Origin of the sequence: Leclercia sp. Colony189, assembly GCF_009740165.1 — a bacterium.
Classification (GTDB): Bacteria; Pseudomonadota; Gammaproteobacteria; order Enterobacterales; family Enterobacteriaceae; genus Enterobacter.
In genome coordinates this window covers 1501217-1524508 of record NZ_CP046557.1, presented here as the reverse complement: position 1 = coordinate 1524508, position 23292 = coordinate 1501217, and the positions used below count along the sequence as shown (strand labels likewise).

General features: G+C 59.5%; 18 protein-coding genes. 8 read left to right on the top strand and 10 right to left on the bottom strand.

The annotated features are described in order from the left end of the window. Positions 1–5: 5 nt before the first annotated feature. The 3 genes from gsiB to iaaA are packed head-to-tail and all read right to left on the bottom strand — an operon-like array spanning position 6 to position 4398. Positions 6–1544 (bottom strand): glutathione ABC transporter substrate-binding protein GsiB, encoded by a 1539-nt coding sequence (gene gsiB / locus GNG29_RS07155; RefSeq protein ID WP_156654155.1) that lies wholly within the window; start codon positions 1542–1544, stop codon positions 6–8. A 32-nt stretch (positions 1545–1576) separates the two neighbouring features. Next, positions 1577–3448, bottom strand: coding sequence for a glutathione ABC transporter ATP-binding protein GsiA (gsiA, locus tag GNG29_RS07150; RefSeq protein ID WP_156654154.1), 1872 nt, complete (start codon positions 3446–3448; stop codon positions 1577–1579). An 11-nt stretch (positions 3449–3459) separates the two neighbouring features. Further along, positions 3460–4398 carry a beta-aspartyl-peptidase gene (iaaA, locus tag GNG29_RS07145; protein WP_156654153.1) on the bottom strand — a complete coding sequence of 313 codons (939 nt, stop codon included), beginning with the start codon at positions 4396–4398 and terminating at the stop codon, positions 3460–3462. Between the two features lie 189 nt (positions 4399–4587). Here iaaA and moeA point away from each other — a divergent pair, with 189 nt between their 5' ends. Both moeA and moeB read left to right on the top strand, forming a co-directional pair. After that, positions 4588–5820 carry a molybdopterin molybdotransferase MoeA gene (gene moeA, locus GNG29_RS07140; RefSeq protein WP_156654152.1) on the top strand — a complete coding sequence of 411 codons (1233 nt, stop codon included), beginning with the start codon at positions 4588–4590 and terminating at the stop codon, positions 5818–5820. A 2-nt stretch (positions 5821–5822) separates the two neighbouring features. Next, positions 5823–6575, top strand: a complete 753-nt coding sequence (gene moeB / locus GNG29_RS07135) for a molybdopterin-synthase adenylyltransferase MoeB (RefSeq protein WP_156654151.1) — start codon at positions 5823–5825, stop codon at positions 6573–6575. 89 nt (positions 6576–6664) lie between these two features. Here moeB and fsa read toward each other — a convergent pair whose 3' ends face one another. Continuing rightward, positions 6665–7327, bottom strand: a complete 663-nt coding sequence (gene fsa, locus GNG29_RS07130) for a fructose-6-phosphate aldolase (protein ID WP_103178811.1) — start codon at positions 7325–7327, stop codon at positions 6665–6667. Positions 7328–7454: 127 nt separating this feature from the next. On the opposite strand from fsa, the gene GNG29_RS07125 reads away from it, so the two are divergent. The 4 genes from GNG29_RS07125 (at position 7455) to GNG29_RS07110 (ending at position 13188) form a co-directional block, all read left to right on the top strand. Further along, on the top strand, positions 7455–8354 hold the full coding sequence (locus GNG29_RS07125) for a glycyl-radical enzyme activating protein (protein ID WP_156654150.1): 900 nt from the start codon (positions 7455–7457) through the stop codon (positions 8352–8354). Positions 8355–8358: 4 nt separating this feature from the next. Beyond that, the gene (locus GNG29_RS07120) at positions 8359–10791 is read left to right on the top strand and encodes a formate C-acetyltransferase/glycerol dehydratase family glycyl radical enzyme (RefSeq protein ID WP_156654149.1); all 2433 of its coding nucleotides are present in this window, start codon (positions 8359–8361) and stop codon (positions 10789–10791) included. Positions 10792–10959: 168 nt separating this feature from the next. Next, positions 10960–11775, top strand: coding sequence for a Cof-type HAD-IIB family hydrolase (locus GNG29_RS07115; RefSeq protein ID WP_103178808.1), 816 nt, complete (start codon positions 10960–10962; stop codon positions 11773–11775). Between the two features lie 150 nt (positions 11776–11925). Further along, a complete protein-coding gene (locus tag GNG29_RS07110) occupies positions 11926–13188 on the top strand; it encodes a DUF1479 domain-containing protein (protein WP_103178807.1) in 1263 nt (420 codons plus the stop codon). Between the two features lie 407 nt (positions 13189–13595). On the opposite strand, the gene GNG29_RS07105 is transcribed toward GNG29_RS07110, so the two are convergent. Next, positions 13596–15191 carry an ABC-F family ATPase gene (locus GNG29_RS07105; protein WP_156654148.1) on the bottom strand — a complete coding sequence of 532 codons (1596 nt, stop codon included), beginning with the start codon at positions 15189–15191 and terminating at the stop codon, positions 13596–13598. 219 nt (positions 15192–15410) lie between these two features. Between GNG29_RS07105 and ldtB the strand changes: the two genes are divergently transcribed. After that, positions 15411–16331 carry a L,D-transpeptidase gene (ldtB, locus tag GNG29_RS07100; protein WP_103178805.1) on the top strand — a complete coding sequence of 307 codons (921 nt, stop codon included), beginning with the start codon at positions 15411–15413 and terminating at the stop codon, positions 16329–16331. A 675-nt stretch (positions 16332–17006) separates the two neighbouring features. Here the strand turns inward: ldtB and GNG29_RS07095 are convergent. The 5 genes from GNG29_RS07095 to mntR form a co-directional block, all read right to left on the bottom strand. Beyond that, complete coding sequence (locus GNG29_RS07095; protein WP_197431845.1) at positions 17007–18530, bottom strand: efflux transporter outer membrane subunit; 1524 nt, start codon at positions 18528–18530, stop codon at positions 17007–17009. After that, positions 18527–20098 carry a DHA2 family efflux MFS transporter permease subunit gene (locus GNG29_RS07090; protein ID WP_103178802.1) on the bottom strand — a complete coding sequence of 524 codons (1572 nt, stop codon included), beginning with the start codon at positions 20096–20098 and terminating at the stop codon, positions 18527–18529. Before GNG29_RS07090 ends, GNG29_RS07095 begins: the two co-directional genes overlap by 4 nt. Then, entirely contained in the window at positions 20095–21195 is a 1101-nt protein-coding gene (locus GNG29_RS07085) for an HlyD family secretion protein (RefSeq protein WP_156654146.1), read from the bottom strand. The genes GNG29_RS07090 and GNG29_RS07085 overlap by 4 nt, the downstream gene beginning before the upstream one ends. 103 nt (positions 21196–21298) lie before the next feature. Next, the gene (locus tag GNG29_RS07080; RefSeq protein ID WP_156654145.1) at positions 21299–22408 is read right to left on the bottom strand and encodes an anion transporter; all 1110 of its coding nucleotides are present in this window, start codon (positions 22406–22408) and stop codon (positions 21299–21301) included. Then, positions 22405–22878 carry a manganese-binding transcriptional regulator MntR gene (gene mntR, locus GNG29_RS07075; protein ID WP_156654144.1) on the bottom strand — a complete coding sequence of 158 codons (474 nt, stop codon included), beginning with the start codon at positions 22876–22878 and terminating at the stop codon, positions 22405–22407. Before mntR ends, GNG29_RS07080 begins: the two co-directional genes overlap by 4 nt. A gap of 183 nt (positions 22879–23061) precedes the next feature. Here mntR and mntS point away from each other — a divergent pair, with 183 nt between their 5' ends. Beyond that, a complete protein-coding gene (gene mntS, locus GNG29_RS07070; RefSeq protein ID WP_103178798.1) occupies positions 23062–23187 on the top strand; it encodes a manganase accumulation protein MntS in 126 nt (41 codons plus the stop codon). Positions 23188–23292 lie beyond the last annotated feature (105 nt).

Here is a 23292-nt window from a genome sequence, read left to right as displayed (position 1 = left end):
GTGCTCTATTTCAGATCCGCGTCGTCAAAGCTAAAGCCGGTATCCGGCATGATGTAGAACCCGGTCAGCGCCTTGTTATGCGCCGAAACCAGTTTCTCGACCACTAACGGCACCCACGGCGACTCCTTCCAGATGGTATCCTGCGCGTCCTTATACAGTTTCGCTTTCTCTTCCGGCTGGGTGGTTTTCAGGGCATCCGTCAGATCTTTATCCACCTGCGGATTGCTGTAAAACGCGGTATTGAACAGCGTTGGCGGCCAGTTTTGCGAGGCGAACAGCGGCGACAGCGCCCAGTCGGCTTCGCCGGTAGAGGCCGACCAGCCGGTGTAGAACATCCTCACCCCGCTCTCTTTCTGCCCTTTGCCTTCCACTTCGGCGGCACGCTGTCCGGCATCCATTGCCGTCACCTTCACCTTAATGCCCACCTGCGCCAGCTGCTGCTGGGTAAATTGCAGCACCTTCTGGGCGGTGCTGTGATTGTGCGACGACCACAGGGTAGTGCTGAAGCCGTTCGGGTAGCCAGCCTCTTTCAGCAGCGCGCGCGCTTTTGTCGGATTGTATTCCCACGGATGGTACTGCTGGGAATAGGCGATGGTGGGCGGCACGACCCCGGTTGCCGGAGTGGCATAGCCCGCAAAGGCCACCTTCACCAGCGCCTCGCGGTTGATGGCGTAGTTGATCGCCTCGCGCACTTTCGGGTTATCGAACGGCTTTTGCGTCACGTTCATGCTGATGTAGCGCTGCATAATGGACGGGCTGGCGACCAGCTCCAGCTTGCTGTTTTTGCCGAGCAGCGCCGCCTGCTCATAGGGGATCGGGAAGGCAAACTGCGCTTCGCCGGTCTGTAGCATCGCCGCGCGGGTGTTGTTATCCACCACCGGACGCCAGGTGATGGTGTCCAGCTTCGGCAGCCCTTGCTGCCAGTAACCGGCAAATTTCTTCACCTTCACAAAGTCGGTCTGGTTCCAGGTCACCAGCTCATACGGCCCGGTACCCACCGGATGGAAGCCAATCTCTTTGCCATACTTTTTCAGCGCCGCCGGGGAGATCATCGCCGTGGCCGGGTGCGCCAGAATGTTGATAAAGGCGGAGAAGGGTTCTTTGAGAGTGATTTTTACCGTGGTGGGATCGACGGCTTCGGTGCTGGCGATATTTTTATAGAGGTTGTAGCGCTTGAGGCTGTTGTCCGGGTTGCTGGCGCGATCGAGGTTGACCTTTACCGCTTCCGCGTTGAAGTCGGTGCCGTCCTGGAACTTCACCCCGCTGCGCAGCTTGATGGTGTAGACCAGCCCGTCATCAGAGACGGTGTAGCTCTCGGCGAGTACGTTTTTCAGCTGCATCTCTTTATCGAGGCCGAACAGCCCCTGATAAAACGACTTCGCCACCTGCTGGGAGAGCGTGTCGTTGGCATCATAGGGATCGAGGGTGGTGAAATTGGAGGCCACCGCCACGACCACATCTTTTGCTGCGAAGGCCGGCGTGGCCGCGAGGACCGCCGTTACGCTCGCGGCTAACAGCCATCTGCGAGCAACAAATTTTGTCATGTTCTTCTCCTGTTGTTCCCTGCTGTCTTAAGTTATAAACGCGAAAAAGCATTGTCCTGACGCGGCGGCGCGACGAAATGGCCGGGGCTGACCTCCCGCAACGCCACGCGCTCGGTGGGTTCTCCCCGCTGGCGAATGTTGCCCGGCAGCTCGTCCTGCAGCAGCACCCGTCGGGCCTGCCGGTGAGCCGGATCGGCCACCGGTACCGCCGCCATCAGTTTGCGGGTGTAAGGGTGCTGCGGATTTTCAAACACCGCCCGCCGCGGGCCAATCTCGACAATCTGCCCGAGGTACATCACCGCCACCCGGTGGCTGATGCGCTCCACCACCGCCATATCGTGGGAAATAAACAGAAAGGCGATGCCCATCTCGCGCTGTAAATCGAGCAGCAGATTAATGATCTGCGCCCGGATGGAGACATCCAGCGCCGAGACGGACTCGTCGGCAATCACCACCTTCGGGTTCAGCGCCAGCGCGCGGGCAATACAGATCCGCTGCCGCTGGCCGCCGGAAAATTCATGGGGATAGCGCCAGGCATGTTCCGGTTTGAGACCCACGCGCTCCAGCAGCCACGCCACCCGCCGCTGGGCGGCATCCCCGTCCAGCAGGTTATGCACCCGCAGCGGCTCCATAATCGAATAGCCCACCGTCTGGCGGGGATCGAGGGAGGCGTAGGGATCCTGGAAAATAAACTGAATATCCCGCCGCAGGGGTTGCAGCTTCCCGTCCGGCAGGGTGTCGATGCGCTCACCGTTAAAGGTGATGGTGCCCTCCTGGACCTCCACCAGCCGCAGTAGCGCCCGGCCGGTGGTCGATTTGCCGCTGCCGGATTCGCCCACCAGCGACAGCGTTTCGCCGGGCCATAAATCGAAACTGACGCTCTCCACCGCGTGGACTTCGCGCCTGACGCGGTTAAACAGGCCGCCGCGCAGGGGAAAGCGGGTTACCAGGTCGCGCACCTGTAAAATGGGCTCGCCGGGCACCACGGTATCCTGCTCGGTTTCGGCCTCCTGATGGCCGGGTTCGGCAAGGGAGATCAGCGGAAAACGCCGGGGCAGATCGCTGCCGTTCATCGCCCCCAGACGTGGCACCGCGGCCAGCAGCGCCTTCGTATAGGGGTGCTCAGGGGCATGGAAAACCTGCTCCACAGTGCCGGTTTCAACCGCCTCGCCCTGATACATCACCAGCACCCGATCGGCGATATCCGCCACCACGCCCATATCGTGGGTGATAAAGATCACCCCCATCTCCATCTCCTCCTGCAACACCTTGATGAGCTGCAGGATCTGCGCCTGGATGGTGACGTCCAGCGCGGTGGTCGGTTCATCGGCAATCAGCACCGCCGGGCGACAGGAGAGCGCCATGGCGATCATCACCCGCTGGCGCATGCCGCCGGAAAGCTGGTGCGGATAACGCGACAGCACGGCGTCGGCCTCCGGGATCCGCACCTGCTCCAGCATGCGCCGGGCTTCGGCCAGCGCCCCATCGCGGTTCAGACCCTGATGCAGGCGAATGGATTCGGCGATCTGCTCCCCCACCGGAAAAACCGGATTGAGGGAGGTCATCGGCTCCTGGAAAATCATGGCGATATCCGCGCCGCGCACGCTGCGCATCTGGGAGGGGTTCAGGGCGGTGAGATCGCTCACCTGGCCATTGCGACGGCGCAGCAGCAGGCTATCGCACGCCACCTGCCCGCCGGACTGTTCAATCAGGCGCATCAGCGACAGCGCGGTCACCGATTTACCGGAACCGGACTCGCCGACAATCGCCAGCTTCTCGCCGCGTTTTAGCGAAAAAGAGAGGTGTTTAACCGCCGGGATCGACTGACGGTTGTCGGGAAAGGCAACGTTCAGGTTGTGTACCGCCAGCACCTGCTGACTGTCCAGTTCATCACTGTGCGGCATGCCTCTCCCCCTTATTCACGGTAAATTCCGGTGCTCGGCGTATCGCCTGCGTATCCCCAGGCACGGTACATGCCCTCACTGTTAAACGGTAGTGCCACATTGCCCTCGCGATCGATGGCAATCAGCCCGCCGCTGCCCTCCAGCGCCGGGAGTTTTTCCATTACTACCCGCTCGCAGGCTTCTGCCAGGCTTAAGCCGCCGTAATCCATCAGCGCGGCAATGTCATAGGCCGCCAGGGTGCGGATAAACACCTCCCCGGTACCGGTACAGGAGACCGCCACGCTGGCGTTATTGGCGTAGCAGCCTGCACCGGGCAGCGGGCTGTCGCCCACCCGGCCAGGCAGTTTATTGGTCATTCCCCCGGTGGAGGTGGCCGCGGCCAGATTGCCCGCTTTATCCAGCGCGACGGCGCCCACGGTGCCCATTTTGCTCGCCTCGTCCAGCGGGGCGGCGTGGTCGAGCCGGGTTTCACCCGCCCCGCGGGCCGCCAGCAGCTGCTGATAGCGCTCCGGGGTAGAGAAAATCTCCGGCGACACCGCCTCCATGCCGTGGGCAAAGGCGAATTTCTCGGCGCCCTCCCCAACCAGCAGCACGTGCGGGCTCTGCTCCATCACCAGACGGGCGGCAAGCACCGGGTTGCGCAGATGACTGACCCCGGCCACGGCGCCCGCTTTCAGGCTAATGCCGTCCATCACGCAGGCATCCAGCTCGTGGGTTTCATCCCGGGTGAATACCGCGCCAATCCCGGCGTTAAACAGCGGGCACTCCTCCAGCAGGCGTACCGCCTCGGTAACCACATCCAGCGCGCTTTCGCCCGCCTCCAGCATCCGCTGGCCGGTTTCCACAATCGATGAGAGCGCCTCAACGTAACGCCTCTCCTGCTCCTGACTAAGCTGCGCGCGGGTGATAGCCCCGGCGCCGCCGTGGATTGCGATGACTGCCTTCCCCATCTACTTTACCTTTGGGCACGTAATGGCCGCTTTTTTTATAAATATCATTATCGTGGCTGACAATTCATATAATTTTTGAATATAGAAAGACGTCACCGTGATGTAAAGGGTAAGCCCATGGTGTCATACAGTTAACGGCACTTTTCTGCCATAATGGCCGCCTTCGTTATTCTCTCCCTGGAGTGACCCATGGATTTTACCGCCGGACTGATGCCGCTTGAGACGGCACTCACCCAGATGCTCGATCGTATTTCTCCGCTTACAGAGCAGGAAACCTTGCCGCTGCTGCGCTGTTTTGGCCGCGTGACCGCCGCCGACATCATCTCTCCCCTGAACGTGCCGGGCTTTGATAACTCAGCGATGGATGGCTACGCCGTGCGTCTGGCGGATCTGGCGGCAGGCACCGCGCTGCCGGTGGCGGGAAAAGCCTTTGCCGGTCAGCCTTTCCAGGGTGAATGGCCTGCCGGAAGCTGCGTGCGCATTATGACCGGCGCGCCGGTGCCGCCAGGCTGCGATGCGGTGGTGATGCAGGAGGAGACCGAGCAGACCGACGATGGCGTGCGTTTTACCGCCAGCGTGAAGCCGGGACAAAATATCCGCCGCAGCGGGGAAGATATTGCCCTCGGCGCGACCGTCTTCCCGGCGGGGACAAAACTGACCGTCGCCGAACTGCCGGTGCTGGCCTCGCTGGGCATTGCAGAGATCGCCGTGGTGCGCCAGGTGCGCGTGGCGCTCTTCTCCACCGGCGATGAGCTTCAGTTGCCGGGCCAGCCGCTGGCCGAAGGGCAGATCTACGACACCAACCGGCTGGCGGTGCACCTGATGCTGGAGCAGCTCGGCTGTGAGGTGATCAACCTCGGCATTATTCCTGACGATCCGCAAAAACTGCGGGAGGCCTTTATCGAAGCCGATCGCGTGGCCGACGTGGTCCTGAGCTCCGGTGGCGTCTCGGTGGGCGAAGCGGACTACACCAAAACGATCCTCGATGAACTGGGTGAGATCGGCTTCTGGAAACTGGCCATCAAGCCCGGCAAACCTTTCGCCTTCGGCAAACTGCCGGATAGCTGGTTCTGCGGCCTGCCGGGGAACCCGGTCTCTGCGGCGCTCACCTTCTATCAGCTGGTACAGCCATTGCTGGCGAAGCTCTCCGGCAACCGGGCGCACAGCCTGCCTGCCCGCCAGCGCGTCCGCGCCGCCACCCGGCTGAAAAAATCGCCGGGCCGTCTCGACTTCCAGCGCGGCATTCTGGCGCGTAACGCCGAGGGCGAGCTGGAGGTGCGCTCCACCGGACATCAGGGCTCGCATATCTTCAGCTCCTTCAGCCATGGCAACTGCTTTATCGTGCTTGAGCGTGAACGCGGTAACGTGGAAGCGGGTGAGTGGGTGGAAGTCGAGCCGTTTAACGCCCTGTTTGGAGGCTAACCATGACGGTGGAGCTGAGCGACAACGAGATGCTGCGCTACAATCGCCAGATTGTGCTGCGCGGCTTTGATTTCGACGGCCAGGAAGCGTTAAAGGCCGCGAATGTGTTGGTGGTCGGCCTCGGCGGATTAGGCTGCGCCGCGGCGCAGTATCTGGCGGCGGCCGGTGTCGGGCGCATGACGCTGCTCGATTTCGACACCGTGTCGCTCTCCAACCTGCAACGCCAGACCCTGCACAGCGATGCGACCCTGGGCGAGCCGAAAGTGGTCTCGGCCCAGGCATCGCTTTCGCGCATCAACCCCAACGTGCAGTTTACGCTGCTCAACGCCCTGCTCGACGACGCCGCGCTCTCTGACCAGATTGCCCAACACGATCTGGTGCTCGACTGCACCGACAACGTCACCATTCGCAATCAGCTCAATGCGGGCTGTTTCGCTCATAAGACACCGCTGGTTTCCGGGGCAGCGATCCGTATGGAAGGACAGGTGAGCGTCTTTACGTACGCGGAGGGCGAGCCCTGCTACCGCTGCCTGAGCCGTCTGTTTGGCGAAAACGCCCTGACCTGCGTTGAGGCGGGGGTGATGGCGCCGCTGGTGGGGGTGATCGGGTCGATGCAGGCGATGGAGGCGATTAAGGTGCTGGCCCGTTACGGCACGCCCGCGGCGGGGAAAATCGTGATGTACGACGCGATGACCTGCCAGTTCCGCGAGATGAAGCTGATGCGCAATCCGGGGTGTGAGGTGTGCGGGGGGTAAAACATGCCGGGTGGCGGCTTCGCCTTACCCAGCCTACAAAAACCTCGAACCGTAGGCCGGGCAAGCGTTAGCGCCGCCCGGCAATAAGGTCAGATCGATGTCCGTCCAAAGGCGTTCTGCCAGTCCTGCTCAAATTTTGCAATCGCCGCGTCCACCGCCGGAGAGGTAATCAGTTGCTGGGCCACATCCAGCGGCAGGGTGATGGATTCACAGCCCGCCAGCAGGCAATCCAGCGCCTGACGCGGGGTTTTGAAGCTCGCGGCCAGCACTTTGGCGTGCGGCGCGTGGAGCGTCAGCAGCTGTTGCAGCTCCGCCACCGTCTGAATGCCATCCCCGCCCTGCGCATCCACGCGGTTGACATAGGGCGCGACATACTCCGCCCCCGCCAGCGCCGCCATCAGCCCCTGCGCCGCGCTGTAGACCGCCGTACCGAGCGTCGGCACACCCTGCGCTTTCAGCATCTTAATGGCCGCCAGCCCTTCCGCCGTGACCGGCACTTTGACCACCAGATCCGCGACGATACCGCGCAGCTTCAGCGCATCTTCCACCATCCCTTCCGCGCTGGTCGCCATCACCTGGGCAAACAGACGGCCCTGGCCGCCCATCGCCTCCTGCAGCTGCGGCAGCAGGACTTCCAGCGGCGTTTTGCCCGCGGCAACAATGCTTGGGTTGGTGGTGACGCCTGCCAGCGGAAAGATGCGGGCCAGTTTTTTAACAGTAATGACGTCGGATGTGTCGAGATACAGTTCCATGATGGGGTCCTCAAAAATGACTATGCCGTAACCCTATCACGGCAAAACCTGCCTCAGAGTTGATTTGCGTCAAGATAACTTTCATTCGAAAGTAATTTAATCTTCATACGCAACAAGAGGCGACATTATGATCTTCAACATTCAGCGTTATTCGACACACGACGGCCCGGGGATTCGTACCGTGGTCTTTATGAAAGGCTGCTCCCTGGGCTGCCGCTGGTGTCAGAACCCTGAAAGCCGCGAACGCTCGCGGGATCTGCTGTTCGACGCTCGCCTGTGCCTGGAGGGGTGTAACCTCTGCCAGCAGGCGGCGCCCGCGGTCATCCACCGCACGCTGAATGGCCTGGTGATCCACCGCGAAAAACTCGACGATACCCATCTGGATGCCCTCACCGACTGCTGCCCGACTCAGGCCCTGACCGTCTGCGGTGAAGAGAAGCAGGTGGAGGAGATCATGGCGACCGTCCTGCGGGATAAGCCGTTTTACGATCGCAGCGGCGGCGGCGTCACCCTCTCCGGGGGCGAACCTTTTATGAACCCGACGCTGGCCCGCGCCCTCTTCCAGGCCAGCCACGACGCGGGCATTCATACCGCCGTGGAAACCTGTCTGCACGTGCCGTGGCACTATATCGAACCGTCGTTACCGTACATCGATCTGTTTCTCACCGACCTGAAACATGTCGACGGCGCGGTCTTTAAGCAGTGGACCGACGGCTCGGCGAAACGGGTGCTGGATAACCTCAGACGCCTCGCCGCCGCCGGGAAAACGCTCACCATTCGCGTGCCGCTGATCCAGGGCTTTAACGCCGATGAAGCGTCGATTACCGCGATTACCAATTTTGCCGCGGATGAACTGAACGTCCGTGACATCCATTTTTTACCGTATCACACGCTGGGCATGAACAAATACACCCTGCTCGGCCAACCCTACTCTGCCCCAGATAAACCGCTCGATAATCCTGCATTACTGGACTTTGCCCGGCAGTACGCCGCCCAGAAAGGGTTAACCGCGACCTTACGAGGATAATGTTATGACACAGCTGAATCTTACTACCCTGAGCGATCGCATTAAGGCGCATAAAACTGCCCTGGTCCATATTGTAAAGCCGCCGGTCTGTACCGAACGTGCGCAGCACTATACGGAAATGTACCAGCAGCATATGGATAAGCCGATCCCGGTCCGCCGCGCGCTGGCCCTGGCGCATCACCTGGCGCAGCGCACCATCTGGATCAAACATGACGAACTGATTATGGGTAACCAGGCAAGCGAAGTGCGCGCTGCGCCGATCTTCCCGGAATACACCGTCTCGTGGATTGAAAAAGAGATCGACGATCTCGCCGACCGTCCGGGCGCGGGCTTTGCGGTAAGCGAAGAGAACAAACGCGTTCTGCATGAACTCTGCCCGTGGTGGCGTGGCCAGACGGTGCAGGATCGCTGCTACGGTATGTTCACCGATGAGCAAAAAGGCCTGCTGGAAACCGGGATTATTAAAGCCGAAGGCAACATGACCTCCGGCGACGCCCACCTGGCGGTGAACTTCCCGCTGCTGCTGGAAAAGGGGCTCGACGGCCTGCGCCACAAGGTGGCCGAGCGCCGCTCCCGCATCAACCTGACGGTACTGGATGATCTGCACGGTGAACAGTTCCTGAAAGCGATCGATATCGTGCTGGAAGCGGTAAGTATGCATATCGAACGCTTTGCCGACCTGGCGCGTGAGATGGCCGCCAGCGAAACCCGCGAACGCCGCCGCGACGAACTGCTGGCCATGGCGGAAAACTGCGATGTGATCGCCCACGAACCGCCAAAAACCTTCTGGCAGGCGTTGCAGCTGTGCTACTTCATCCAGCTGATCCTGCAGATTGAGTCCAACGGCCATTCGGTCTCCTTTGCCCGGATGGACCAGTATCTCTACCCGTACTACCGCCGCGACGTGGAGCTGAACCAGTCTCTGGATCGTGAGCACGCCATTGAGCTGCTGCACAGCTGCTGGCTGAAGCTGCTGGAGGTGAACAAGATCCGCTCCGGCTCCCACTCCAAAGCCTCTGCCGGTAGCCCGCTGTATCAGAACGTTACCATCGGCGGACAGAAACTGGTGAACGGTATGGCGATGGATGCGGTGAACCCGCTCTCTTACGCGATTCTGGAATCCTGCGGTCGTCTGCGCTCCACCCAGCCGAACCTGAGCGTGCGCTACCATGCAGGCATGAGCAACGACTTCCTCGACGCCTGCGTGCAGGTGATCCGCTGTGGCTTCGGGATGCCAGCCTTCAACAACGATGAGATTGTGATCCCGGAATTTATCAAGCTCGGGGTAGAGAAAGAGGACGCCTACGACTATGCGGCCATCGGCTGTATCGAAACCGCCGTGGGCGGCAAGTGGGGCTATCGCTGCACCGGCATGAGCTTCATTAACTTCGCCCGCGTGATGCTGGCGGCGATGGAGGGTGGCCGCGACGCCACCAGCGGTAAAGTATTCCTGCCGCAGGAAAAAGCGCTCTCGGCGGGCAACTTCAACAACTTTGACGAAGTGATGACCGCCTGGGATAGCCAGATCCGCTACTACACCCGCAAGTCCATCGAAATCGAATATGTGGTGGACACCATGCTGGAAGAGAACGTCCACGACATTCTCTGCTCGGCGCTGGTGGATGATTGCATCGAGCGCGCGAAGAGCATCAAGCAGGGCGGCGCGAAGTACGACTGGGTATCCGGCCTGCAGGTGGGCATCGCCAACCTTGGCAACAGCCTGGCGGCGGTGAAGAAGCTGGTCTTTGAAGAGGGGGCGATTGGTCAGCAGCAGCTGGCGGCGGCCCTTGCGGATGATTACGAGGGGCTGACCCACGAGCAGCTGCGCCAGCGTCTGATCAACGGCGCGCCGAAGTACGGCAACGACGACGACAGCGTGGATCTGCTGCTGACCCGTGCCTACCAGACCTACATCGAAGAGCTGAAGCAGTACCATAACCCGCGCTACGGTCGCGGTCCAATTGGCGGCAACTACTATGCCGGCACCTCGTCCATCTCCGCCAACGTGCCGTTTGGCGCGGCAACCATGGCGACCCCGGACGGGCGTAAAGCGCATACTCCGCTGGCGGAAGGGGCCAGCCCGGCCTCCGGTACGGACCACCTGGGCCCAACCGCGGTTATCGGCTCCGTGGGCAAACTGCCGACCGAGGCGATTCTGGGTGGCGTGCTGCTGAACCAGAAGCTCAACCCGGCGACGCTGGATAACGACAGCGACCGCCAGAAGCTGATGGTGCTGCTGCGCACCTTCTTCGAGGTGCATAAAGGCTGGCATATCCAGTACAACATCGTGTCGCGCGAAACGCTGCAGGAAGCGAAGAAACACCCGGATCAGTATCGTGATCTGGTGGTGCGCGTGGCGGGTTACTCGGCATTCTTCACCGCCCTGTCACCGGATGCGCAGGACGATATTATTGCGCGTACTGAGCATACGCTGTAACCCCATTGCCCGGTGGCGCTACGCTTACCGGGCCTACAATTCCCCCCGTAGGCCGGGTAAGCGTCAGCGCCACCCGGCTTTTCACTTTCATTCGAAATTAAATTTGTGGTTTTGGTCACATTGTTATTAGAATGTTGCTGGTCGCAGTTATATCCAGGAGCGCAATGTATGACCGTTAAAGTTATCGTCACCGATATGGACGGAACTTTTCTTGATGACGCCAAGCAGTACGATCGTGACCGCTTTCAGGCGCAGTTCCAGCAACTTCAGGCCCGCAATATCGAGTTCGTTGTCGCCAGCGGCAACCAGTATTACCAGCTCATCTCCTTCTTCCCGGAGCTGAAATCGCAGATCTCCTTCGTGGCGGAGAACGGCGCGCTGGTGTTCGATCACGGCGAGCAGATCTTCCACGGCGAACTGACCAAACATGAGTCGCAGATTGTCATTGGCGAACTGCTGAAAGATAGCGCCCTGAATTTTGTCGCCTGCGGTCTGGAGAGTGCTTACGTCAGCGACAAGGCACCCGATGCCTTCGTCGACCTGATGTCAAAACACTATCACCGCTTACAGCGCATCAGCGACTATCGCGACATCGACGACGTACTGTTCAAGTTCTCGTTGAACCTGCCGGACAGCGATATCCCGAACCTGATTGACGCCCTGCATGTCTCCCTCGACGGCATCATGAAGCCGGTGACCAGCGGGTTTGGCTTTGTCGATCTGATCATTCCCGGCCTGCATAAAGCCAACGGCATCAGCCGCCTGCTGAAACGCTGGCACATCTCCCCGCAGGCGTGCGTCGCCATTGGCGACAGCGGTAATGACGCCGAAATGCTGAAATTTGCCCACTACTCCTTCGCCATGGGTAACGCGGGCGAAAATATCAAAGCCATCACCCGCTATCAGACCGACGACAACAACCACCAGGGCGCGCTGAACGTGATTCAGGCCGTCCTCGATAACACCCCGCCTTTCAGCAACTGATTTTCCCGCCGGAGCCTCCTCCGGCGAACCTCCCTCTTTTTCTCCGGGTTGTGCACTTCATCAAGTTATTTAACTTGCATTAACTTTTTTTTAACCTAAAGTATCACTTGTAATTATTTTTACTTTCGAATGAAAGATAGCGAGGCTGTTATGACCTTAACGTTTACCAGTGAAACTTTGCCCGCTGATCACAAAGCGGCCATCCGCCAGATGAAACGTGACCTGCGGGCGCAGATTGGCGACGTGCAGGGCGTGTTTGATCGCCTGAGCGATAAAATTGCCAGCCGCGTGGCAGAAATTAATGCCCTGAAAAGCAAAGGCGATCCTGTCTGGCCGGTGATCCCCTTTGCCGACGTGCAGAGCGGTAACATCAGCCCGGCGCAGCGCGAGGCGGTGAAACGCCGGGGCTGTGCGGTAATCAAAGGTCATTTCCCGCGTGAGCAGGCGCTGGCGTGGGATAACGCGATGCTCGACTATCTGGATCTCAACCGTTTTGATGATGTCTATAAAGGTCCGGGGGATAACTTCTTTGGCACCCTCACCGCCTCCCGCCCGGAGATCTACCCGATCTACTGGTCGCACGCCCAGATGGAAGCCCGTCAGAGCGAAGAGATGGCCCAGGTGCAGTCATTCCTGAACCGTTTATGGACTTTTGAGAGCAACGGCAAGCAGTGGTTCAACCCGGACGTCAGCGTGATCTACCCGGACCGCATTCGTCGCCGTCCGCCGGGAACCACCTCGAAGGGTCTGGGGGCGCACACTGACTCCGGCGCGCTGGAGCGCTGGTTGCTTCCGGCCTATCAGCAGGTCTTCGCCCGGGTCTTTGATGGCAATATCGAGCAGTACGATCCGTGGGATGCCGCCCACCGCACCGAAGTGGAAGAGTACACCGTGGACAACACCACCAAATGCTCGGTGTTCCGCACCTTCCAGGGCTGGACGGCGCTCTCAGATATGATCCCGGATCAGGGGCTGCTGCACGTAGTGCCAATCCCGGAAGCGATGGCGTACATTCTGCTGCGTCCGCTGCTGGATGATGTGCCGGAAGATGAACTCTGCGGCGTGGCGCCAGGACGCGTGCTGCCGATCTCCGAGAAGTGGCATCCGCTGTTAATGGAAGCGTTGACCAGCATTCCGGCTCTGGAAGCAGGTGACTCCGTGTGGTGGCACTGCGATGTGATCCACTCGGTGGCCCCGGTCGAGAACCAGCAGGGCTGGGGCAACGTGATGTACATTCCGGCGGCGCCGATGTGTGAGAAAAACCTCGCCTATGCGAAGAAGGTAAAAGCGGCGCTGGAAACCGGCGCCTCGCCAGGCGATTTCCCGCGTGAAGATTATGAAGCGACGTGGCAGTCACGTTTCACCGTTGATGATCTGAACATTCACGGCAAGCGCGCACTCGGCATGGCCTGACCCCTTTATGGCGGCGCGTCCAGTATGGGCGTCGCCGCCCCGCTTAATCTCCCCTCGGTAATTTTGTGACGGCGCTCCGGTTACGTTAAAAATCATTTTTCTTAACGCAAACAACAGGTCATGATGTCTCACCGCATAACGGTTACAAAGTGTGTGCCGCTTTTATCCCGCTTTTTGCACGAAACTGCCTGATTTCCGCTCGCCGCCGGTTCTCCTTTCTTTTAAGTTTTTATACCAATTTTACGATAGTTATATGACAGGTGAAATGGTGCCATAATTGGTATACCAATTATATAAACGCATTGATATTGTGTTTATAAACAAGAAGTTATGAAAAATGCGGGGGAAAGCGTGTAGACAGGGGGAAAGCAGACCCTCCCCGGACGGGAAGGGTCAGAAACGGGTGATTAGCCGTCGATACCTTTGCTGCGCAGGTAGTCTTCGTAGTTACCGCTGAAGTCCACCACGCGCTCCGGCGTAATTTCAATTACGCGGGTCGCCAGCGAGCTGACGAACTCACGGTCGTGGGAGACGAAGATCAGGGTGCCCTGATACATCTCCAGCGCCATGTTCAGCGATTCGATCGATTCCATATCCAGGTGGTTGGTCGGTTCGTCCATCACCAGAATGTTCGGTTTCTGCATCATCAGCTTGCCGAACAGCATACGGCCCTTCTCACCCCCGGAGAGGACCTTCGCCGGTTTTTTGATATCGTCCTGGCTGAAGAGCAGACGGCCCAGGAAGCTGCGCACCACCTGCTCGTCGTCGCCTTCTGATTTCCACTGGCTCATCCATTCGAATACGGTCAGGTCGTTTTCAAACTCATACTCGTGATCCTGCGCGTAATAGCCGATAGAGGCGTTTTCGGACCACTTCACGGTGCCGTTGTCCGGCTGGAGTTCGCCCACCAGGGTCTTCAGCATGGTGGATTTACCCACGCCGTTGGCGCCGATAATCGCGATCTTCTCACCCACTTCCAGCAGCAGGTTGAAGTTTTTAAACAGCGGCCCCTCTTCAAAGCCCTTGGTGAGGGCTTCCACTTCCAGCGCGTTACGGAACAGTTTCTTATCCTGCTCGAAGCGGATGAACGGGTTCTGACGGCTGGAGGCTTTAACTTCTTCCAGCTTGATTTTGTCAATCTGACGGGCGCGGGAGGTGGCCTGACGGGATTTAGAGGCGTTGGCGCTAAAGCGGCTGACGAAGGATTGCAGGTCGGCAATCTGCGCCTTTTTCTTGGCGTTGTCGGCCAGCAGACGCTCACGCGCCTGGGTCGCGGCGGTCATGTACTCGTCGTAGTTGCCCGGATAAACGCGCAGCTCGCCGTAGTCGAGATCGGCCATGTGGGTGCAGACCATGTTCAGGAAGTGACGGTCGTGCGAGATGATGATCATGGTGCTGTTACGCTCGTTCAGCGTCTGCTCCAGCCAGCGAATGGTATCGATGTCCAGGTTGTTCGTCGGTTCGTCGAGCAGCAGGATATCCGGGTTGGAGAAGAGCGCCTGCGCCAGCAGAACACGCAGCTTCCAGCCTGGCGCGACTTCGCTCATCGGGCCGTAATGCTGTTCAACCGGAATACCGACGCCGAGCAGCAGCTCACCGGCGCGGGCTTCGGCGGAGTAGCCGTCCATTTCGCCGTACTGGGTTTCGAGATCGGCCACTTTATAGCCATCTTCTTCGCTCATTTCGGCAAGGCCGTAGATGCGATCGCGCTCCTGCTTCACTTCCCACAGCTCAACGTGCCCCATGATCACCGTATCAAGCACGGTAAACGCTTCAAAGGCGAACTGATCCTGACGCAGCTTACCGATGCGCTCGTTCGGATCGAGAGAAACGTTGCCCAGGGTCGGCTCTAAATCGCCGCCGAGGATCTTCATGAAGGTGGATTTTCCGCTACCGTTGGCACCAATCAGGCCGTAACGGTTGCCGCCGCCAAACTTGACGGAAATGTTTTCGAACAGCGGCTTACTGCCAAACTGCATAGTGACGTTGCTGGTAACTAACACGGGAGATTCCTGCGAGAAGTGTGATAAACCCGGCATTATGCCACAATTCCGAAATGAGATCCCGCTTAACAACGTAGCGCTACACTTAACAGAATTGAAAAAAGTGTGATTTAGTACACATCCGAATTCCATGCGGGTGGGAATGCACATATAATGCGCTCCCTAAACCGTTCTGACTTTTAAACAACCTGCCAACGTGGCACAGATACCTCGCACAACATGAATATGAAATTAACTTCGCTTTTTGCGGCGGCGTTTGCCGTAGTAGGGTTTTGCAAGACCGCTTCTGCTGTCACCTATCCACTGCCAACCGACGGTAGCCGTCTGGTCGGTCAGAACCAGGTTGTGACCATTGAAGAAGGCAACAGCCAGCCGCTGGAATATTTCGCAGCAGAATATCAACTTGGCCTCTCCAACATGATGGAAGCTAACCCGGGCGTCGATCCGTACCTGCCGAAAGGCGGCACCGTGCTGAACATTCCTCAGCAGCTGATCCTGCCGGATACCGTGCATGAAGGTATCATCATCAACAGCGCCGAAATGCGTCTGTACTACTACCCGAAAGGCACCAACACCGTAATCGTGCTGCCAATCGGTATCGGCCAGCTGGGTAAAGATACCCCGATGAACTGGACCACCAAAGTTGAGCGTAAGAAAGCGGGCCCAACCTGGACCCCAACCGCGAAAATGCACGCGGAATACATTGCCGCGGGCGAGCCGCTGCCAGCCGTTGTGCCTGCGGGCCCGGATAACCCAATGGGTCTGTACGCGCTCTATATTGGCCGTCTGTATGCGATTCACGGCACCAATGCCAACTTCGGTATCGGCCTGCGCGTGAGCCACGGTTGTGTGCGTCTGCGTAACGACGACATCAAATTCCTGTTCGAAAACGTACCGGTGGGTACTCGCGTACAGTTCATCAACGAGCCGGTAAAAGCGACCACCGAGCCAGATGGCAGCCGTTACCTCGAAGTGCATAACCCGCTCTCTACCAGCGAAGAGCAGATCGACAATAACGTGACTGTGCCAATTACCCTGACCAGCAATGTGCAGGCGGTGACCGGCCAGCAGGATGTGGATGCGACGATTGTGGATCAGGCGATTCAGAATCGTTCGGGGATGCCGGTTCGTCTGAACTAATCGACCGTTTGTTAAAGGAACAATTCTGTCGTAACGGTGGAATTGTTCCGTTCACTAAAGCATTTCTGCATTATGTTCACCCCGCTGCGGTGAACGTGTTAAGGGGGCTATCGCCGCCCCCTTAACAATCCCGGCTCCCGGCAAAGAAAATCGCCGCTTCGCGGTACCCTCAGCTTATTCCTTCCGGCTTTCGGGTCGGGCGTGATCCTACATCCATGTAGGTCACGCCCTCTCGGCGCATCCATGCGCCTCGCCCCGGCCTACAGGAAACGCTTCGGCGATTTTCAGCCGGACCTACGCTCCCTCCGCCTTCAGAATTTTTTGAATAAATTATTTAAATCCTTATTTCATTGCCTGAATGTGGCACGGGGGTTGAGTTCCCGCTGAAATCGGCGAACCGGAGACCGGATGACAAGGGCTGGACGCCAGGGATGGCGGCCAGAGGCGAATCGAGACAGGATGTCGAGTTGAGCCGACCGCAGGCAGCAGGTCGGGAGGTGAGCGCAGTGCGAAGCACCGATTTCTTGCGGGGCCGCGGGGATTGAAAAGGGGGCCGCGGTGGCCCCCTTTTCCCGTTCACGTGTGCTGGCAACTAATAATCTACCGGTCTCAAAGTGAACGGAACACACTACCGTACCCAACTATGTCTCCATGCTACCGTTTATAACGCGATAATCATCCCCTCGGCGCATCCCCAAACACAGCATAATCCGGCAGCTGCACCTCCTGATACGGCTCCCATCCCCCGCCAAGCGCTTTATAAAGCGCCACCAGATCCAGCGCACTCTGCACCCGGGCCTGATCCCGCTGCTGCTGCGCCTGGGCCAGCTGGCGCTGGGCATCAAGCACGTCGATAAAGGTGGCGATCCCCTGACGATAGCTGCTGCTCGCCAGATCGAAAGCGTTTTGCAGCGCATCGATGGTTTTGCTTAATCCCGCCTCCCGCTTCTGGTCGGTGCGGTAGCTGACCAGCGCATTTTCCACATCCCCCAGCGCGGTAAGCACCGTCTGACGATAGTCCAGCACGGCGGCACCCTGCTGGGCACGGGCGACCTTCACGCTGGAGACCAGCCGTCCGCCCTGGAAGATGGGAATAGAGACCTGCGGCCCGACGCTGTAGAAGTGGCTGCTCCAGTCGGTGAGCCAGCTGGCCTCGCTGTTACGCAGCCCAAACTGGCCGCTGAGGGAGACGCTGGGGAAGAGCTGCGCCACCGACACGCCGATCTGCGCGGTGGCCGCATGCAGATTCGCCTCGGCCTCACGCACGTCCGGACGTCGCCGCGCCAGCGTGGACGGGATCCCGGTGGGGACAATTTCCGGCAACTCGGGCAGCGGTTTGCTGGCCTGCAATTCGCCGTCCAGCGCCCCCGGCGGTTTGCCCAGCAGGATCGCCAGGCCGTTCATCGCCTGCCGCGCCTGGGCTTCATACTGCGGAAGCTGCGCCTCCAGATTGCCAAGCTGGGCGCGGGCGTTCTCCACGTCCATCTGCGGCGACAGGCCGCCGCGCTGGCGGCTGCTGGTCAGATCCAGAGTCTGCTGCGCGCTCTCGATCTGGGTGTTGAGCGTCGCGATGCTGCTCTGGGCACCGCGCAGCTGGAGCCAGGCGCGGGCGACTTCCGCCTCCAGCGACACCAGCGCATCGTTGCGCTGCTCGATAGCCGCCTGCTGCTGAGCGTTGGCGGCTTCAACCTGGCGGCGCACCTTGCCCCACAGATCCAGCTCCCACTGGGCGTCAAAGCTGCCCTGATAGAGGTTAATCGGCTGGGTCAGCGGCCCCAGCGCCCCGCGCAATTCAGGGTCGACATCATCAAGCTGGTCGTACACGCCGTGGGATTTCAGCTCCCCCTCCAGCCCCAGCTGCTGCCGGGTAGCCTGCAGGTTGCCGTTCACCGCCGGGAAGAAGGCGCCGCCCGCCTGGTTGATCTGTTCCCGCGCCCCGGCGATGCGCAGCACGGTTTGCTGTAGCGACAGGTTGCCGGCGATGGCGCGCTCAATCAGGCTATCCAGCTGCGGATCGCCGAAGGTTTTCCACCAGCGAGGATTGATGGCGCTCGACGCGGTTTGTGATTTCACGCCGCCATCTCCCGGATCGTTCCACTGGCTCGGGGTTTGCGGCGCGGGCTGCTGGTAATCAGGCCCTACGGCACAGCCTGCCAGCAGCAGCATTAACATCAGGGGGCTTAAACGTCGAATCATCAGTGTGCTCCTGCACTCCCCTCGCTCTTAACCGGCGAGAGCAACAAACAAAACGGAATCAGTAAGAGGGCCACCGCGCTCAGAATGGTGAAGACGTCCACGTAGGCCAGGAAACGCGACTGCTCAATCATCGCCTGGTACATGCGCCCGGTGGCGATGCCGGTGGGGTCGCCCACCTGGGTGGTAAAGTTCTGGATCGCCTGGGCCATCTCGCGGATCGTCTGCTGGAACGGCTCATCAAACGCCGAGGTATGCGTGGCGAGATGCGCGCTGTGGGCCTGGGAGCGCTCGGTGATGGCTGCCGTCGAGAGCGAAATGCCCACCGACCCCGCCACGTTGCGGAACATGGTAAAGAGCGCCGCAGCGTCGGCGTTCAGCCGCCGGGGGATCGAGATAAAGGCGATGGTGGTCAGGGGCACAAACAGGAACCCCAGCCCAATCGATTGGGCGCTGCGGAACAGCACCAGGGTCTCGAAGTCGATATCCGGCGTCAGCGTCCGCGACCAGAAGAAGGCCGTCGCCAGGCAGGCAAAGCCGAAGGCGATGATCCAGCGCGTCTGCACAATCGGCATCAGCTTCAGCACCAGCGGGATGGTCAGCACAATGAGGATCGCGCCGGGCGAGAGCACCAGCCCTGACCAGGTGGCGGTATAGCCCAGGTCCTGCTGCGCCAGCTGCGGGATCACCACCGAACTGCCGTAGAGGATCATCGCCATACCGGCCATCAGCAGGCTGGAGACCGCGAAGTTTTTATCCTTCATGCAGTGCAGATCCACCACCGGCTTTTTGGCATACAGCAGCCAGTAGATGGCGCCGATAATGCCGATCAACGTCAGGACGGCAAAGGTGCGCGTAAAGTTCGAGTTAAACCAGTCTTCGTCTTCCCCGCGGTCGAGCATCACCTGCAGGCAGCCGAGGCCAAGGGCGATAAGCCCGATGCCGGTCCAGTCGACGGAGAGTTTCTCCTTCGATTTACTCTCCCAGGGCGGATCTTCCAGCAGCTGATAGATCGCCAGAACGGTCACTATCCCCACCGGAATGTTAATAAAGAACACCCAGCGCCAGGAGTAGTTATCGGTGATCCAGCCGCCAAGCGTCGGCCCCAGCACCGGGGCGACAATAATGGCGATGGACGACAGGCCAAAAGCCTTACCGCGATCTTCCGGCTTAAAGTAGTCGAGCAGCACCGACTGCTGGGTCGGCTGCAGCCCGCCACCAAAGAAGCCCTGCAGAATACGGAACAGGATGATCTGCCAAAGCTCGGTGGCGATCCCGCACAGGAAGGAGCAGATGGTGAACATCACAATGCAGATCAGGAAGAACTGCTTGCGGCCAAAAAGCCGGCTCAGAAACGCCGAGATGGGGAGCACGATGCCGTTCGCCACCAGATAGCTGGTGAGCACCCAGGTGGATTCGTCATAGCTGGCGGAGAGTGAGCCCGCCACGTGGGGCAGCGCCACGTTCACGATGGTGGTGTCGAGGATCTCCATAAACACCGCGAGGGTGACGACGATCGCCACCGCCCACGGGTTGCTGGCGGGCCGCCAGTTTTCATGGCTGTGGTCGGTCATTCCACGGTTACCTTCGGCTCAACCGACAGGCCCAGCGGCAGCGGCTTATTAGGGTCCAGCCCTTTATCAATGACAATTTTCACCGGCACGCGCTGGACGATCTTCACGAAGTTACCGGTGGCGTTCTCCGACGGGAAGGCGGCAAAGCGCGAGCCGCTCCCCTGCTGGATAGAGTCGACATGCCCTTCCAGCTCCATATCCGGCCAGGCGTCCACGCTCAGCGTGACCTTATTCCCGGGGCGCATCCGCTCCAGCTGGGACTCTTTGAAGTTGGCCACCACCCAGATATCGCTCGAAACCAGAGAAAAGAGCGCGGTGCCCGCCTGCACCAGAGTACCGGTCTGGACGTTGCGCTTCGTGATGTAGCCATCAAAGGGAGCACGCACCTGGGTGTAAGAGAGGTTGAGCTCGGCGGTCTCCAGCTGGGCGCGCGCCTGCTCCACCTGACGTTCCCGGGCTTCGACGTTGGTCTCCTGCTGACGAATTTGCAGTTGCACCTGGGAGGCCACCTCAAGCTGCGCTTTGGCGCTGGCAAGCTGGGCCTGGGCGCTGCGCAGCTGGGCATTGGCCGCGTCGATGCTCTGTTGGGTAGTGGCGCGGGGATCGACGCCGCGCTGACGGCGATACTCCGCCTGGGCATTGGCGAGATCGGCCTGGGCTTTAATCACCTGGGCATTCGCTTCGTCGCGCTGGGCGGGATATTGCACTTTCGAGAGGGCAAGCTGCGCCTGGGCCTGATGCAACTGGGCCTCGGCCAGACCCAACTGGGCTTTAGCCTGATCGCGCTGGGCGAGCGTATCCCGGGGATCGATGGTCACCAGCAGATCGCCTTTTTTCACCCGCTGGTTATCCCGCACCCGCAGTTCGGTGACGTAGCCTGCGGTTTTCGGGGCGATGGTGACGGCGTCGCCTTCGGTGAAGGCATCGTCGGTGGTCTCCTGGTTGCGGGTCATCATCCACCAGACCAGGGCCACGATGACCATCACGATCACCACAATACCCAGAATAATCAGCGGTTTTTTGCCGGGGCGTTTACGTTCAGTCTCTTTATTGTCTTTATTATCTGCGTCGTCAGAGGTGTGGTTTTCTTCGGCCATAGAACAGCATCCATCCTGTTAGTGAGCGGTATCACCATTTATACCGCTCACTAAAGTTAGGACGTTGCTATACATTTGCCAGGAAAAACTGACAAAGAGGGCACTATATGAGAAGGAATAATCCGAAACCGACGAACCCGGCCCAGACCAGCATCGGCAGCGACCAGAGATGGAAGCGCCACCAGATACGACGATCGTTTGCCATGCGCAGAGCGATGAGGTTAGCGAGGGATCCCGGCAGCAGACCAAAGCCCCCGATGTTTACCGCCCAGGCCAGCAACGCCGTCGGCGGCACATAGTTCAGCAGCAGAATGGTAGAGGGCACGTTGCTGATAAACTGCGACAGCCCGATGGCGGTCAACCACAGTCCCGGCTGCGACAGATGGGTGACATTTTGCAGTACGCCCTGCAACGCCGGGACCTGAATCAGCAGGTGCACATCGATAAACATCGCCATAAACACCAGCAGTAGCGTCCAGTCGACGCTTATCAGCACCCGACGCGCCAGCAGCAGGAAGCCCCCCGCTACCAGCAGCACGCCCCATAGCTCCTGCTTCAGATCGAGGGCCACCAGAAAGACCAGATAGAGCGCCAGACAACTCCACGCCAGCCGCGGTTTCGCCTGGGCGACGGCGCTGCCGCTGTGGTAGCGCAGCGGCGTTGCCGGGAAAGCAAACCAGCACAGCAGCGCCAGGGTGAGCATCATCACCAGCGCCAGCGGCGCCATCTGCCAGGTAAAGGCGGCGAACGACAGCCCGGAGCGCCCCCATAGCAGGATGTTTTGCGGATTACCAATCGGGGTCAACAGCGACCCGGCGTTAACCGCCAGCGCCTCGAAGATGATCATCCGGTTGACCGGGATTTCGCACAGCTTGCGCAGCGTGAGCGTCAGCGGCACCACGATAAACAGCGCCACATCATTGGTCAGGAAGGTGGAGAGCAGCGCGGCAGAGAAGACCATAAACAGCGCCAGGCGCCGCTCGGTAGCGAAACGGCGCACCATCTTGCGCCCGAGTACGTCAAAAAAGCCGCTCTGCTCGACCCCTTTGGTGAGCATCATCAGTCCGGCGAGGGTAATAATGGTGTGCCAGTCGATGGCGGCAGGCCAGCGCTCAGGTGCGAAGGGCACCAGAAAACTGAGTCCAATCCCGACCACCAGCAACAGATGAAAGAAGCGATCGCGGGCCAGCGCCCGCAGGCCTGGAAAGGTCATTCTGCGGCGGATCCGTGTTTCAGCGTAAAGGCCAGGAACTGCTGCAACGTCTCTTCGCTAACGTGGTGTTCCATCCCCTCGGCATCCCGGCGGGCAATCTCAGGGCTTACGCCCAGCACCAACAGGAAGTTTTCGACAATCTGATGGCGCTCGCGGCTCACCTGCGCCAGCTTTTCCCCTTCCGGAGTGAGAAAGACGCCGCGCCAGGGGATCATTTCGATCAGGCCCACCGTGGCCAGACGCTTGAGCATTTTAGCCACCGTCGGCTGCGAGACGCCGAGACGCGCCGCCATATCCACCTGACGGGCCTCCCCTACTTCGCGGATCAGATCCGAGATCAGCTCGACATAGTCATCAATCAGTTCGCGGCGATGCGCTTCGCGAACCTGGCGAAAGCCTTCGACATGCTCTTCGACATTGACCAGTTGCGTCATTTTTTTTGTTGTTGGTTTACCTGCACGGCGATTCATTGTGCTTCCTCAATCCGGTGACACATCAAGCGTATCAATGCATAAGCGGCCATTGTAAACCATCGCTACACAAGCACAAAAAATTAACGTAATAGCCATAGCTATACAACATAGCCTGTGCTATATCTGTATGTAATGCAGTCACCCTTCAGGGATCGAAGGGATCAACCCGCAGGAGGTCACATGAACGAATTCAAGAGGTGTATGCGCGTGTTTAGCCACTCTCCCTTTAAGGTACGCTTAATGCTGCTGAATATGATTTGCGACATCATCAACGGCAAGCCAGAGCAGAACAAACCTTCCCACTAAGCGGCGTCGCGGTACGCCGCTTCATTTTTTTGTCATTTATCATCGCTATACTCCCTCGCGGACGGCTATTCCCCGATCTTTTTTACGGAAATGCAGCCCTCTTCG

What these genes read in the sequence shown, in the direction of transcription:
- GNG29_RS07115 (WP_103178808.1), top strand. Translation starts at nt 10,960, where the DNA reads ATGACCGTTAAAGTTATCGTCACCGATATGGACGGAACTTTTCTTGAT.
- GNG29_RS07120 (WP_156654149.1), top strand. Translation starts at nt 8,359, where the DNA reads ATGACACAGCTGAATCTTACTACCCTGAGCGATCGCATTAAGGCGCAT.
- ldtB (WP_103178805.1), top strand. Translation starts at nt 15,411, where the DNA reads ATGAATATGAAATTAACTTCGCTTTTTGCGGCGGCGTTTGCCGTAGTA.
- GNG29_RS07085 (WP_156654146.1), bottom strand. Translation starts at nt 21,195, where the DNA reads ATGGCCGAAGAAAACCACACCTCTGACGACGCAGATAATAAAGACAAT.
- fsa (WP_103178811.1), bottom strand. Translation starts at nt 7,327, where the DNA reads ATGGAACTGTATCTCGACACATCCGACGTCATTACTGTTAAAAAACTG.
- GNG29_RS07080 (WP_156654145.1), bottom strand. Translation starts at nt 22,408, where the DNA reads ATGACCTTTCCAGGCCTGCGGGCGCTGGCCCGCGATCGCTTCTTTCAT.
- mntS (WP_103178798.1), top strand. Translation starts at nt 23,062, where the DNA reads ATGAACGAATTCAAGAGGTGTATGCGCGTGTTTAGCCACTCTCCCTTT.
- gsiB (WP_156654155.1), bottom strand. Translation starts at nt 1,544, where the DNA reads ATGACAAAATTTGTTGCTCGCAGATGGCTGTTAGCCGCGAGCGTAACG.
- gsiA (WP_156654154.1), bottom strand. Translation starts at nt 3,448, where the DNA reads ATGCCGCACAGTGATGAACTGGACAGTCAGCAGGTGCTGGCGGTACAC.
- GNG29_RS07090 (WP_103178802.1), bottom strand. Translation starts at nt 20,098, where the DNA reads ATGACCGACCACAGCCATGAAAACTGGCGGCCCGCCAGCAACCCGTGG.
- mntR (WP_156654144.1), bottom strand. Translation starts at nt 22,878, where the DNA reads ATGAATCGCCGTGCAGGTAAACCAACAACAAAAAAAATGACGCAACTG.
- moeA (WP_156654152.1), top strand. Translation starts at nt 4,588, where the DNA reads ATGGATTTTACCGCCGGACTGATGCCGCTTGAGACGGCACTCACCCAG.
- GNG29_RS07125 (WP_156654150.1), top strand. Translation starts at nt 7,455, where the DNA reads ATGATCTTCAACATTCAGCGTTATTCGACACACGACGGCCCGGGGATT.
- moeB (WP_156654151.1), top strand. Translation starts at nt 5,823, where the DNA reads ATGACGGTGGAGCTGAGCGACAACGAGATGCTGCGCTACAATCGCCAG.
- GNG29_RS07110 (WP_103178807.1), top strand. Translation starts at nt 11,926, where the DNA reads ATGACCTTAACGTTTACCAGTGAAACTTTGCCCGCTGATCACAAAGCG.
- iaaA (WP_156654153.1), bottom strand. Translation starts at nt 4,398, where the DNA reads ATGGGGAAGGCAGTCATCGCAATCCACGGCGGCGCCGGGGCTATCACC.